This window comes from Pseudomonas mosselii, from assembly GCF_005796105.1.
In the GTDB taxonomy this organism is placed as follows: Bacteria; Pseudomonadota; Gammaproteobacteria; order Pseudomonadales; family Pseudomonadaceae; genus Aquipseudomonas; species Aquipseudomonas mosselii_C.
This window is the reverse complement of sequence record NZ_VAUO01000012.1, coordinates 79,500-92,706: the sequence shown is the minus strand read 5'-3', so window position 1 is coordinate 92,706 and position 13,207 is coordinate 79,500. Positions and strand designations below refer to the sequence as shown.

14 protein-coding genes are annotated in these 13,207 nt (G+C 65.4%); 9 read left to right on the top strand and 5 right to left on the bottom strand.

Annotated elements, in window-relative coordinates; translation table 11 throughout:
• Positions 1-9 precede the first annotated feature (9 nt).
• The 7 genes from FEM01_RS20300 (at position 10) to FEM01_RS20270 (ending at position 6,752) form a co-directional block, all read left to right on the top strand.
• A complete protein-coding gene (locus FEM01_RS20300; RefSeq protein ID WP_138221260.1) occupies positions 10-1,356 on the top strand; it encodes a 3-oxoacyl-ACP reductase in 1,347 nt (448 codons plus the stop codon).
• 1 nt (position 1,357) lies between these two features.
• Complete coding sequence (locus FEM01_RS20295; protein ID WP_138221259.1) at positions 1,358-2,209, top strand: MaoC family dehydratase; 852 nt, start codon at positions 1,358-1,360, stop codon at positions 2,207-2,209.
• 66 nt (positions 2,210-2,275) lie between these two features.
• The gene (locus FEM01_RS20290) at positions 2,276-2,581 is read left to right on the top strand and encodes a MazG-like family protein (RefSeq protein ID WP_138221258.1); all 306 of its coding nucleotides are present in this window, start codon (positions 2,276-2,278) and stop codon (positions 2,579-2,581) included.
• Complete coding sequence (locus tag FEM01_RS20285; RefSeq protein WP_138221257.1) at positions 2,578-3,327, top strand: methyltransferase; 750 nt, start codon at positions 2,578-2,580, stop codon at positions 3,325-3,327. Before FEM01_RS20290 ends, FEM01_RS20285 begins: the two co-directional genes overlap by 4 nt.
• Positions 3,328-3,348: 21 nt before the next feature.
• Positions 3,349-3,975, top strand: coding sequence for a DUF4136 domain-containing protein (locus tag FEM01_RS20280; protein WP_138221256.1), 627 nt, complete (start codon positions 3,349-3,351; stop codon positions 3,973-3,975).
• Positions 3,976-3,995: 20 nt separating this feature from the next.
• Positions 3,996-4,556 carry a DUF4136 domain-containing protein gene (locus FEM01_RS20275; RefSeq protein ID WP_138221255.1) on the top strand — a complete coding sequence of 187 codons (561 nt, stop codon included), beginning with the start codon at positions 3,996-3,998 and terminating at the stop codon, positions 4,554-4,556.
• 243 nt (positions 4,557-4,799) lie between these two features.
• On the top strand, positions 4,800-6,752 hold the full coding sequence (locus tag FEM01_RS20270; RefSeq protein ID WP_240791777.1) for a pilus assembly protein TadG-related protein: 1,953 nt from the start codon (positions 4,800-4,802) through the stop codon (positions 6,750-6,752).
• Here FEM01_RS20270 and FEM01_RS20265 read toward each other — a convergent pair.
• Entirely contained in the window at positions 6,737-9,361 is a 2,625-nt protein-coding gene (locus FEM01_RS20265) for an ATP-binding protein (RefSeq protein ID WP_138221254.1), read from the bottom strand. The genes FEM01_RS20270 and FEM01_RS20265 overlap by 16 nt on opposite strands.
• Positions 9,358-9,801 carry a TadE/TadG family type IV pilus assembly protein gene (locus FEM01_RS20260; RefSeq protein WP_138221253.1) on the bottom strand — a complete coding sequence of 148 codons (444 nt, stop codon included), beginning with the start codon at positions 9,799-9,801 and terminating at the stop codon, positions 9,358-9,360. The genes FEM01_RS20265 and FEM01_RS20260 overlap by 4 nt, the downstream gene beginning before the upstream one ends.
• Positions 9,802-9,876: 75 nt before the next feature.
• Here FEM01_RS20260 and FEM01_RS20255 point away from each other — a divergent pair, with 75 nt between their 5' ends.
• Both FEM01_RS20255 and FEM01_RS20250 read left to right on the top strand, forming a co-directional pair.
• On the top strand, positions 9,877-10,347 hold the full coding sequence (locus FEM01_RS20255; protein WP_138221252.1) for an A24 family peptidase: 471 nt from the start codon (positions 9,877-9,879) through the stop codon (positions 10,345-10,347).
• 118 nt (positions 10,348-10,465) lie between these two features.
• Positions 10,466-11,242 (top strand): response regulator transcription factor, encoded by a 777-nt coding sequence (locus FEM01_RS20250; protein WP_138221251.1) that lies wholly within the window; start codon positions 10,466-10,468, stop codon positions 11,240-11,242.
• Between the two features lie 93 nt (positions 11,243-11,335).
• Here FEM01_RS20250 and FEM01_RS20245 read toward each other — a convergent pair whose 3' ends face one another.
• The 3 genes from FEM01_RS20245 to FEM01_RS20235 are packed head-to-tail and all read right to left on the bottom strand — an operon-like array spanning position 11,336 to position 13,207.
• Positions 11,336-11,596, bottom strand: coding sequence for a DUF3613 domain-containing protein (locus tag FEM01_RS20245; RefSeq protein ID WP_138221250.1), 261 nt, complete (start codon positions 11,594-11,596; stop codon positions 11,336-11,338).
• Positions 11,597-11,609: 13 nt separating this feature from the next.
• Complete coding sequence (locus tag FEM01_RS20240) at positions 11,610-12,308, bottom strand: tetratricopeptide repeat protein (protein WP_138221249.1); 699 nt, start codon at positions 12,306-12,308, stop codon at positions 11,610-11,612.
• Positions 12,309-12,319: 11 nt separating this feature from the next.
• On the bottom strand, positions 12,320-13,207 hold the full coding sequence (locus tag FEM01_RS20235; protein ID WP_138221248.1) for a type II secretion system F family protein: 888 nt from the start codon (positions 13,205-13,207) through the stop codon (positions 12,320-12,322).

Below are 13,207 nucleotides of genomic sequence, written 5' to 3'. Positions count from 1 at the left end.
ACCCCGTACATGAGCGATCGCTACCTCGGCTTTGCCACCTCCAACCTTGGCCGGCGCCTGCTTGATGCTCTCGGCCTGCCCTGCCCAGTGCCGCTGGAGCGCTGGCAAGCCGGGCGCCTGCGGCCGGTGGAGGGCGCCTTGGTGCTCGGTGGCGGGCCACTGGCTCGCCAGGTCGAGACGTTCGCCGCACGCTTGACCAACGAATGCTATGGCTTCAACACTGACAGCCTCGCCTTACCGGCATGGACCGCAGGCCTGGGGCCTCAGATCAAGGCGCTGGTGTTCGATGCCAGTCACCTGTCCGACAGCGATCAGCTCCAGCAGTTGCGCGCGTTCTTCCAACCGCTGCTGCGCAGCCTGGCGCCCTGTGCCCACGTGTTGATACTCGGGCGCGCCGCGCCGCCTAACAGCGATGTCCAGGCCTGCGTGACCCAGCGCGCGCTCGAAGGCTTCAGCCGGTCGCTGGGCAAGGAACTGCGTAGCGGCGCCACCGCCAACTTGCTGTATGTCACTCCCGACACCGATCTTGAAGGCGCACTGCGCTTCTTCCTGTCGCCCAAAAGCGCGTTCGTCAGCGGCCAGACCTTGCACCTGGGCGATTGCACCGATCAGGTCCAGGACTGGACCCGTCCGCTGGCCGGACGCCACGCCCTGGTCACTGGAGCAGCCCGCGGGATCGGCGCGGCCATCGCCGAGACCCTTGCCCGTGACGGCGCCGAAGTGACCTTGCTGGACGTGCCTCAGGCGCAGTCCGACCTGGACGCGCTGTCCGCACGCCTGGGCGCCAGCGCCCTGGCCCTGGACATCTGCGCCGCCGACGCCGCGGCGCAACTGGTACAGGCACTGCCGGGCGGGCTGGACATCCTCGTACACAATGCCGGAATCACCCGCGACAAGACCCTCGCCAACATGACGCCGGACTACTGGGACGCGGTCATGGCGGTCAACCTCAAGGCCCCGCAGGCACTTACCCAGGCACTGCTGGACGCCGACAAGCTGCACGACGGGGCACGCATCAGCTTACTGGCCTCGGTCAGCGGCATCGCCGGTAATCGCGGCCAAACCAACTACGCGGCGAGCAAGGCCGGGCTGATCGGCCTGGCCCACAGCTGGGCACCGATGTTGGTCAGCCGTGGCATGAGCATCAACGCCGTGGCGCCGGGTTTCATCGAGACGCACATGACCGCCAGCATGCCGATGGGCTTGCGCGAGGCCGGACGACGCCTGAGTTCGCTGGGCCAGGGCGGGCAGCCACAGGATGTCGCCGAAGCCATCGCCTGGCTTAGCCAACCGGGTTCCGGCGCGGTCAACGGCCAGGTACTTCGGGTCTGCGGTCAAGCACTGATGGGGGCATGACATGAAACGCACCTGGCTCGATCTGCACGCCACCGCCCCACGCGCCAGCCTCTACTGGCGCGCCTTGGGTAAACGCAAGATCAGCGGCGAACAGTTGCCCGAGCAGGGTCTGCGTTGCTACCTGCGCGTGGACCAGGCCAACCTTGGCGCCTACCGCAGGCTTTGCCACTTCGCCGACGACGGCCGCCTACCGGGCACCTACCCACACGTCATGGCCTTCGGCTTGCAGTTGCAACTGCTCACCGCTCACGACTTCCCCTTCCCACTGCTGGGGCTGGTGCACCTGGCCAACACCATCGAGGTGCTGCGTCCACTCGGCGGCATCGACGGTCTGCGCTTTGCGGTGCACAGCGAAAACCTGCAACCCCACGCCAAAGGCGGCACCTTCGACCTGATCACCGAAGCCGAGGACGGGCTGGGCCTGCTGTGGCGCGAAACCAGCCGCATGCTGGTGCGCGGGCTCAAGCTCGATGCCAATGCCGTGGTCGAGCCACACGCACTACCCCAAGCGTTGCCCGAAGCCACGCGCTGGTATGCCGATGGCGATATCGGCCGGCGTTACGCACGGGTGTGCGGCGACTACAACCCGATCCACCTGACCGTGCTCAGCGCCCGGCTGTTCGGTTTCCCCAGTGCCATCGCCCACGGCATGTGGAGCAAGGCGATGGCACTGGCCGCACTCAAGGGGCACCTGCCCAAGGCCGGCTACGGCTTCGAGGTTGAGTTCAACAAGCCCGTGCGCCTGCCCTCGGAAGTGATGCTCGGCGCCAGCGAGGCAGGCGCGACGGGTCAGTTGCGTCTGGACGGTCATGCCGGGCTCGTGCATATGGTTGGCAACTGGCGTTCGCTCTGACACATACGGATGTCACTTGCTTTACATCGGACCCCACCGGAAGCTATGCGGTATGAGGAGACCCCGATGAACCTGCAAGAACTGACCGAACGCCTGCACCGCATCCGCGACAACAACGACTGGCGCGCCTTCCACAGCCCGAAGAACCTAGCCATGGCCGCCAGCGTCGAAATGGCCGAACTGGTTGAGATCTTCCAGTGGCTGAGCGAAGACCAGTCGCGCCAACTACCCGCCCAGCAGTTGGCGCATGCCGGCCAGGAGGTCGGCGATATCGTCCTGTACCTGTTGCTGCTGTGCAGCGAACTGGGCCTGGACATGAACGAAGTGGTGCGGGCCAAACTGGCCGACAGCGAGAGGCGTTTCGCCAAATGAACGACCGTCATTTCGATGAGCTGGCCACCCGCTTCGCCGAGAAGATCTACGGTGGCGCCAAGGGCGCGATCCGCTTGGCGGTGCTGCAAGCGGACCTGGCCGAAACGCTGCCCGACCGCCCGCTGCGCATACTCGACATCGGCGCAGGGCTCGGCCACATGGCCCTGTGGCTGGCCCAGCGCGGCCACCAACTGACCCTGGCAGAACCCGCAGCGCCGATGCTCGAAGGTGCCCGAGCGCGCTTTGCCGAAGCCGGCCAACAGGCCACCTTCATCCAGGCCCCCTGGCAAGACCTGCTCGGCCAGCTCACCGAACCCTATGACCTGGTGCTATGCCACGCCGTGCTCGAATGGCTGGCCGAACCCGAGAGCATCCTGCCGGTGCTACACCAACTGACGGCCCCCGGCGGCTGGCTGTCGCTGGCCTTCTACAACCGCGATGCACTGGTCTACCGCAACCTGCTAAAGGGGCATTTCCGCAAACTGCGCAGCAATCGGCTGGCCGGCGAAAAGCAGAGCCTGACCCCGCAGAAACCACTTGATCCGCGTGAACTCAAGGCGCAACTTGAAGCCTTGTGGCAGGTCGAAAGCGAAAGCGGGATTCGCGTATTCCATGACTACATGCCCAAGGAATTCCAAAGCAAGGCCGAGCTGCTCGATCTGCTCGAGATGGAGCTGGCGCACCGCCGCCACCCAAGCTTCGCCGGACTGGGTCGCTACCTGCACTGGATCTGCCGCCCGCACTGATTGCCACCACCAGGAGGCCCCATGCCGTACCGTCCGCTGTGCCTGGTCCTGCTCCCCCTGACGCTGGCCGCCTGCCAGGGCAGCAACCCGTACGTGGCCAGCGGCAACCCCATCCCGCCCGCCCCCGCGCAGGCCGCTGGCACGTTCGACGCCAGCGCCTATCCAGCCCCGGCACGGGATTACGGTCGTTACCGCAGTTGGGCCTGGCGCGACAGCCGCTCGCCTACCGGCATGCCCAGTACCGACCCCGGCCAACTCGCCGATGCCGTCAGCAACGCCCTCGACCAGCACGGCCTACGCCCCGCACACGGCGCACCGGCCGATTTGCTGGTAAGCGCCGACATTCGCCAGGAACGGCGCCTGCGCCAGGTACGTGACTACGATTACGACCCCTACTACGGCCCCACTGCCGGTGTCGGCTTCGGCGGCTACCGGCATGGCTACGGCGCCTACGGCAGCGTACCGGTAGTGCGCACCTACGCGGTCGAGGTCATGGTGGTGCGCATCGAGCTGTTCGATGCGCGCAATGGCCAGCCGGTATGGAGTGCCAGCGCCGAAAGCGGCAGCAGCAAGGACTCGCCGCGTGACCGCGAAAACGCTCTGCGCGAGTCCGTGAGCAAAGCGCTGAGCGGCTATCCTCCCAGTTGATCCTCGATCGGAGAACCATCATGTTGCGCCGCCTCGTTCTACTGTCTTGCGTGTTGTGGCTTGCGGCCTGTGCGAGTAACAACGTCCAGCATGACTTCGATGCCAGCCGCGATTTCGCCGCCTACCGCAGTTGGGCTTGGCAGGAGCCTGGGTTGCAGTACCGCCCGGATGATCCGCGAATCAAGAGCGACCTCACCGAACAGCGCATCCGCCAGGCAGTCGCCGACCAGCTCGACCAACGCGGCCTGCGCCCGGTGCAGGGCAACGCCAAGGCCGACGTGAACGTGCGCGCGTACCTGATCGTCGAGCAGCGTCAGCAGCAGGTCACCACCAACTACGGCGGCGCCTGGGGGGGTTATTGGGGTGGCTACTGGGGCGGGCCGATGTACAACGAGACACGCAGCGTCGACTACAAGGTGGCGACCATCCAGGTCGACCTGTTCGATGGCAAGGACGGCAAGCTGGTCTGGCGCGGCAGTGCCGAACAGATCATGAACAACTATCCGCCCAGCCCGCAGGAGCGCAACGTCGCCATCCAGAAGACCGTGACGATGGTGATGGGTAACTACCCACCCCGTTAAGCCCACCGCTGCTCCTGTGTAGGAGCGGCCTTGTGTCGCGATAGGACCGCAAAGCGGTCCCGGCAATGCTATGCGAGGCCGATTTCTCGGGGCTGCTTCGCAGCCCTTTCGCGACACAAGGCCGCTCCACAAAGCACGCACCGCTTTCAGGCGCCCCGCGCACAGGCACCCTGCCATCATCTTGGCTACACTCTTTGCACAGCAGCCGCGCTGCCGGGCCTCAGGCCGGCAAAGGAGTGCCCCGTGGTTCCCCGCTTCGCTGCGCGCCAACACGGCGCGATCGGCCTGATGGCTACGCTGACCCTGGGCCTGGCCCTACTGTTCATGTTGCTGGCCGTCGACGGCGGCCGCCTCTACCTCGAACAACGCAAGCTGCAACGCGTCGCTGACATGGCGGCCCTGGAAACCGCCGAGCATGGCGGTGTCTGCACCGGTAGCAGCCCGCAAGCCACGGCCTTGGCGCGGACCGCCGCCACGCGCAATGGCCACGCCGCCAGCAACCCGCTGGTCGCCAGTTGCGGCTACCTGCAAACCGGCGTCGGCAGCGTGCGCAGCTTCGTGAACGACAACACGCGCCCCGAAGCGATTCGCGTCGAGGTCAGCAACACCGTCACCACCAGCGTGGCCGGCGGCCTGTTCACCCTGGTCGAGGGCAACTTTGCCCGCACGACCACCCTGCATGCCCGTGCGGTAGCGGCCAAGCCCCTGCCGCCGCAGGCGATGCTGAGCCTGCGCACGACCCTGGCAACGGTCAGCTCAAGCCAAGGCCCACCGCTGAGCGGCTTGGTCAATGCACTGGGCGGCAACCTGCAACTGGACCTGCTCGGCTGGCAAGGCATCGCCAATACCCAACTGAACCTGCTCGATTACCTCAACCAACTGGCGCTCGACCTGAATCTGAGTGCAGGCAACTACCGACAAGCGCTGGCCTTCGAAACCAGTGCCGGCAAGCTTTTGCAGGCAGCCGCCAAGGTGCTCCAGCGAGGCGGTGCGACGGCCGACGTGCTCACCAACCTGGCGAAGATCGGCGCGCAATTGCCCGCTATCGATAACCTGCAACTAGGCGACCTGCTGGATGTGCAAACCGGCGCCGTGCAATCGGGCCTGAATACCAACCTGCAACTGCTGCAATTGGTGCAAGGGGTGATACAGCTGGCGGCCAAGGAACATGGCGCCAGTGTCGATCTGCCGATCAACCTGCTGGGGCTGGCCAAAGGCAAGGTGCAACTGCGAGTAATCGAACCCCAACAGATCTCGGCGGTGGGCGATCCACGGACCGACGATCTTCGCGTACATACCGCACAGATACGTGCGTTGATCTCCCTTGACCTGCCACGGCTCACTGGCGTCGCAGGGCTTACCAACGCCGTGCTCGACCTGGCAGCGCCACTGACCAACGTACTCAACAACGTGCTCGGCCTGAACCTGATGGGCACGGTGCAGTCGCTCACCTGCGCCTTGGGCGTGCCGTGCAAGGTCAGCGATATCAAATTGCTTGATGAGGTGACCCACATCGACATTGGCCTGGAAGTCGCCGAGGCGACCAGCCGCCTGCGCCCGATGCCGCCCGATGCCTACAGCTGCTCGCCAAAGACCCTGACCACCGTCACCCAGCGCTCGGCAGCAGCGATTTCGGTCGGCAGTTTCGGCGCCAATGCAAGCAAGTTCCTCACCGACGGTAGCGCCAGCACGCCCGTCCAGGCGCTGCGGCTGATCGATATCGGCACCAATGTGTGCAGCGGCTTGCTGATCCTGCCGCCCTCCTGCGGCACCCGCGTGCCTGGCGTGGGCGGCGGCCTCGGCCTGCGGGTAAATACCAAGGTCCTGGCCAGTAGCCCAGCGGAAAAACCGCTGGTGTTCAACAACCCACCCAACATTGGCCTGGCACCGGCCTACCAGAACCTGGATACCGACCAGTCGCAAGTCGTCACGAGCCTGGCCGACACTTTGGCCGGCATTCACCTGGAGGCCTATCGCCCGACCACCAACAACGGCCTGGGCCTGGTGATGAATGTGACCGCAGGCCTGCTCGATGGCGTGCGTGCGCTCATCGACCCGCTGATCCGCAACCTGCTCGGCCCGCTGCTCGACCCTGTGGTCAACAGCCTGCTCAAGGGGCTGGGGGTCGACTTGGCCACCGGCCAGGTCGGGGCCAACCTCAGTTGCAGCAGCGGCCACGCTCAACTGGTGCTGTGAAGCGGCAACTCCACGCAGAAACACGCGCCCTGCTCGCCATTGGCCACGCTCAGGCAGCCGGCCATTTGACTGACGATGCCATGGCTCACCGACAACCCCAGGCCCGTGCCGACACCCGCCGGTTTGGTGGTGAAGAACGGCTCGAAGATACGCGCGTGCAGGTCGGCGGCGATACCGCCTGCGTTGTCGTCCACCAGCAGGCGCACACACGCTCCATCCAGGGCCTGACGCACACGGATCCACGGCTGCGCAGGCCGTTGTTCGAGCAGCGCATCGCGGGCATTGACCAACAGGTTGATCAGCACCTGCTCCAGTTGGTCTGGGTGGCCGAACACCAGCCCCTGCTCGGGCGGCACCTCCAGGTACAGGTTCACGCCCTTACCGTGCAGGTTTTCCTCCAGCAGCGCCCGAGCGCCCTCCACCGCGTCCCAGGCGGCAAAGCACTGGCGCTCGTGCATGGAGCGGCGACCGTACACCCGCATATGCTCGACCAGGCGCTCGGCACGGGCCACCTGAGCCTCGATACGCTGTAGCTTCTGCACCAGCCACGCGGGGTCGGCACTGCCCTGGTCCAGTCGGGTGAGGGCATTGCTCACGGCCATGCGCATGACATTGAGCGGCTGGTTGATCTCGTGCACCAAGCCTGTTGCCAACTCGCCCAAGGTGGCCATCTTGGCGCTCTGGAGCAATTGCTGCTGGCTGCGGCGCACCTCGGTGTTGTCGCGGCCCACGGCCTGGATCTCCAGCAGCTGGCCTTGCTCATCGAACAGGCCACGGTCAGCCCAGATCCACCAGGCGTGCTCACGCCCGGGTAATTGCAGGCAGATTTCCGCACTGCTGACCGGCTGCGCCGGGGTCAGCCCCTGCAAGCGTTGCACGAAGGCCTCGCGCTGGCTGGTTGACAGCCATTGCCCAAGGTCGGCGCCCACCAGTTGCGACACCGGGCATTGCAGGTACTCAGCCAAAGGCCGGTTGGCGAACACCAGGGTCAGGTCAGGGCGATAGCGGCAGATCATCGCGGGGGAGTCTTCCACCAGCACCCGATAACGCTCCTCGCTCTGGCGCATACGTTCGGCCGCATCCGCCGCCTCCGTGACATCCAGCCACAAGCCAACCACTTCGCGCGGCTGGCCCAGATCGTCACGCAACAAGCGCGCCTCGTCGAGCATCCAGTGATAACTGCCACGGGCATCGCGCAACCGGTAACGACAGCGGACGTGGCCATCGTGCAGCAGGCTGCGGGTGCGCTCCAGCCACAGCGAGCGGTCGTCCGGGTGCACCGCCAGACCCGGCTGGCGCGCCTGCTCGCTGTCGGTGCTCCAACCCAGCAACGGCGCCAGGCTTGCGCTGAAAAAATCCCCATACAGCGCGCCTTCGGCGTAACGCTGCACATAGATCACTGCAGGCGAACTGGCGATCAGGTTCTCCAGTCGCGCCTGGGCCGCAGCGGCATGCTGCTCTTGCTGCTTGAGCGCGCTGATGTCGAGCAGAAAACCGCGCAGGCGAGTGCCTTGGCGCTGTCCGGCCCAATGCAGCCAGCGCGGCGACGCGTGCGCCAGGCGCAGGCCGATGTTCAACCCCTGGCCTTCATGGGCCTGCGCCAGAGCCAGTTGCGCCGCCTCGCGGTCAGCCGGATGCACCTGCGCCAGCCACTGCGCCTGGCTCATTTGCTGGGGCAGCTCGAACGACGCGGCGACGGCCGGGTCCAGTTGCAAGTCGGCCCCTTCCGGCCACTCCCACCAGCCAGCGCCCAATTGTTGCTGGAGGTCATCCAGTTGCCCCGCCTGACGACGTAACTGCTGGTGGCGGTGGCGAGCCAGAAGCGGCTCGATCAAGGTCCGCGCCAAGGCCAGGGCCATGTCAGCCGGCGGCGCCTGGGCTGGCGCCGCGCACAGCAACCAGGCCTCGGCATCCCGGCCTTGGCGATAAGGCACCACATACAGCGCAACGCCACCGCACAGCGCCTGTAACTCGGGTTCGTCGCGGATTTGTTGCGGTACGGCGGCCGGTAGGCGTTGCAACCAAGCCTGCAAACGGCTGTCATCGGGCCAGGGCCAGTATCGATCACTGTCGGCATAGTGGCGCCAGCCACCGGGATCACGCAGCATCAGGCGCAACGCTCGGGCCTGCCAGTGCTCGGCCAATAGTTGCAACTGCTCGCAGGCGGTCTGCTCCAGGCGTTCGGCACCGCACTCACGTAGGGCGTGGCCGATTTCACTGAACAACGGTCGCTGGCGGTCCCAGCGTTGCTCGCGCAGCAGATCGCCGACATCGAACAATTGCAACAGCCACCCTTCGGCCTGGCGCTGCAACCAGCCACGGGTGGTCAAGGCATGCCCGACCACGGTCTGAAAATCCAGGTCCAGCGCCTGGCCCTGCCAGTCGGCAGGCTCGCCTTCGAGCACCAGCCAGCTGTGCGGTAGCAGATAATCGTGCACGCGCGCGCTCGGCTGCGTGGGCAAGGCCAGCAAGGTGCGCAGCGGGCCGCCCAGGCGTAGCACCCGGCCCTGATCGTCGAGCCACACTTGCAGGCCGACCGGCGCGGGCGGCTGGGCTGGCTCGATAGGCGCAGGGGCCGCGCGCCAGCGGTCGAAAAGGCCGCCGCTCACAGTTGCAGGCTCGCTTGGGCTTGCAGGCGTTCAGGCAGTTTCGGCACAGAGCCGATCACCGGCAGCACCAGCACCGGCACCACGCGCTCAAGGCGCTCGCGAGGGTAGTCGATGGCCACGGTTAACAGCTTGTCGGCCCCTATCGTCACCCGGGTATCGCTGCTCACGCTGAAGCCCAGCGCGCTCGGCATCCAGGCCAGTTGCTGGCCGATCACCTGGCGCGCCAGGCCCTGCACATCCTGGGCATAGGTGGCACTGGTCGGGTCAACTGCCACGCAGCGGCGCACCGCCTCGCTGCTGGCCTGGTTGAACGCTTGCAGCATCAACATCGGCAAGGCGTAGCTGACCAGTCCATAGAACACCGCGAAAAACACCATGAATACCGCGACAAACTCGATGGCTGCCGCGCCTTTTTGCTTCCGAACTGGGCTTGCCTGCATGTTCGCGTCTACCCTGACAGTAAGACTTGTCTGAGAGCATAGAACCGTTCAACGAATAGGGATGGCGATTAGCCAATGCAAAGCATTGTTCTCCTGATGTGGCTTGCCTTGTGCACCGAACAAGATGTCCGTGAACGGCAGATCTCCAACGCCCTCACCCTGGGTGTAGCGTCCTGCGCGCTGGTCTGGCTGTTCGCCACCGGTCATAGCTGGATCGGGGCCGATGCCAGCGATGCTGGCTGGGCCTTGGCCATCGTCATGCTGCTCACCCTGCCCGGCTACATGCTCGGTCGCTTCGGGGCCGGTGACGTCAAGCTGATGGGCGCACTGGCCCTGTCCACCAGCCCGCAGTACGTGCTAGGCACCTTCATCGGCGCCGGCATCACCGTTGTGGCGTGGCTGCTGGGCCGCCGCCGCCTGTGGACGCTGCTCAATCCCAAGCTGAAAAAACGCCTGCAAAAGCTTGCCGAAGAGGTGGGTGACAAACAGCCATTCGCCCCCTACGTCTTGGCAGGCTTTCTGCTGACTGCCGTCTGGATCCAATAAAACTACCGTACAGCAGAATGCAGGCAACCTGCCATGACAGAACCGTAAAGCGCGACTAGCTTTCTTGCTGCCAGAGAGACTGGTCCGGGAGCAGGGCCGATACAACAGGGAGTTGAATGTGAACAAGCCGGTCAGTGAGGTAAAAGTGCTGGTAGTCGATGATCAACCTTTGATCGTCGAGGAGTTATGCGAGTTTCTCGAAAGCCAGGGGTATCGCTGTGTCCCGGCCAACTCCAGCGAGCAGGCGATCGAGCGCTACCGAGGCGACGACGCAATTGGCCTGGTGCTGTGCGACCTGCATATGCCCGAGCGCGATGGTATCGAGCTGGTGCGGGCGCTCAAGCAGATCGCCGGCAACCAGCGAATGTTCGAAGCCATCATGCTCACCGGACGCGCCGACAAACAGGACGTGATCCGAGCCCTGCGCGAAGGCTTTGCCGACTATTACCAGAAGCCCATGGACTTGGACGAACTGCTCGAAGGGCTGCGCCGCCAGGAACAGGCTTTGCTCGAGCGGCGACGTAACTTCCGCGAGCTGGGTAGCCTCAACCAGCGCTTGCAGGAGCTTGCCGACTCGATCGAGGAACTCTACCAAGACCTCGAAAAAGCCCGCGGCCAAGGCGTGCACCGCCGTGCAGGCGACCATGACGAGAGTGATCCAGAGCTGCCGGCTGCGTTCGAAAAACTGTCGCCACGTCAATTGGAGGTGGCCAAGCTGGTGAGCAAGGGCAAGACCAATTATCAGATCGCCTGTGAGCTGGGCATCACCGAAAACACGGTCAAGCTTTACGTCTCACAGGTACTGCGCCTGACCCACATGCATAACCGCACGCAGCTGGCGCTGGCGTTGTCGCCAGGCGCCTCGCCGATACATCAGCGCTTCACCACCCACTAAACACGCCGCCCCCCGAGCCACGGCATCGGCCTCAGCGCCAGATTCTGCGTGTGTATTGGGCGCGGCGCTGGGTGGCTTGCACAACGGCCCCACTCAGTTGTTCGATGAGTTGATCTTGCTCCAACGGTAGAAATCGGGAATCGCGTACTTGTAGCTGTCCAACCAACGCTGCATCGCCTGGTCACGCTCCTTTTCAGTCTGTACCTGCGGCACCTTCGATGCTTCGCGATTGCTGGCCTGGAGCGTCAGCCAAGTCTGCGTCTCGCGCTCGGGGCGTACCGGGTGGGTGGCGTCTTCGGCCATCGCGAGCGCAGGCAAGGCCAGACAGGCCAGTAACGTCGCGTACTTGAGCATGTTCACCTCCCGATCAGTTGACTACCGCCGTGGCCTGCGTGGCGGCGGCCAGCGGGCCACGTCCGCCGGCCTTGAGCTGCTGCGCACGGGCCTGAGCCTGGGCGAACTGCGCTGGTGCCAGGTGCAGGCGCTTGACCAGATCCTCGGCCTGGGCCCAGTTGTCCTGGACCAGCGCCAAAGCCACCAGGTTGATCGCCGGCAGCGGGTTGTCGTCCTTGAGTTCGATGGCCGTGAGAAACTCGAACCGCGCCTGTTCGGCGTGCCCCAGGTTCATCTGCACCACGCCCAGGTCATTGCGCACCTTCTCGTTGGTGGGTGCCAGACGCACGGCGCGTTGCAGGTGGCTCAGCGCCTGTACCTCATCGCCCCGTGCCGATGCCAGTTGCCCCAGGCCATGCTCGCCTTCAGCCGCCAGGCAACCACCCAGCAGGCTGCGGTACAGCGGCTCGGCCTGACTGCGCCCGAGCAGGCGCAGCACCTTGGCCTTTCGCAGGCGCACCTGATCGAGGCCATCGGGCAGTTGCTCAAGGTGCGCCAGCCCCGCATGGGGGCGCCCCTCGGCAATCAGCTGGTCAGCCATGTCCAAGCTCATCTGCTGGTTCGCATCCGGCTTGGCGCAGCTGTCGCCACCGAACATTGCCCCCAGAACAGTGGACTGTTGACCGGCGCAGCCGCTCAGCAGCAAGCCAGTGAGTACCATGATCGCTCGCATCGTGCCCTCCTTCAGGATCCCAAAGCCCGCGCCAGCGCGGAAAACCCAGGCCCGGCCAGAACGATGAGCAAGGCCGGGAACAGGAACAGCATCATCACCGCCGACATTTTTGCCGACATCTTCGACACACGCTCCTGCAACCCGGTCAGGCGCCGGTCATCGAGCAGCGCTTTGAGTGCCTGCAACGACTTCATCGAACCACTGCCCTGGGTCAACAGTTGCTGGAGGATCACACAGGTGTCAGTGAACTCCTCCACTGCCAGCAGGCGCGCAGCCTTATCCAACGCCGGCCCCAAGGCCAACCCCGAATCCACCCGTTGCAGCACCAGGCGTAGTTCGCTGCTGACCTGCGGCAACAGCGTGCGCCCCTCGTGGGCCAACACCCGCAACGCCTGCTCCACCGCAAGCCCGGTCTCGAACAGGATGCGCAGCAACGGGATCAACATGCTCACTTCACTGGCAATCTGGCGCTGGCGCCGCGCCGCAGCCGCCGCTAGCAGGCGCTTGGGCAGCAGATAACCGGCGCCCAGTGCACACAGCACCAAGACGCCCCAACTGCTGCCGCGCGCCCCCGACAGGCCGTGAGCCATCAGCCACGCCGCCCCACCGGCCAGCAGCGGCAAGCCCAGTTGCAGCGCCGCGAACAACGCACGCTGGCGGGTAAGTCGCCAGCCAACGCGATCGAGCAGCGCTTGGGTCTCGCCATCGAGCCGTTGCAGGCGCTGGCCCAGCGCGCTGTTGCCCAGCCACAGCAACCAGTCGCCCAGGCGCTCTTCGCGCCCCAGCTGCCCTTGCAGGCGCCGCGCCACGCGTTGCTGGGCGCGCCACTGCCGGGCGCTCTGCCAGGCCAACAGGGCGAACCCGGCAAGCAGACACAAGGCGCACACCAACCAGGCCAT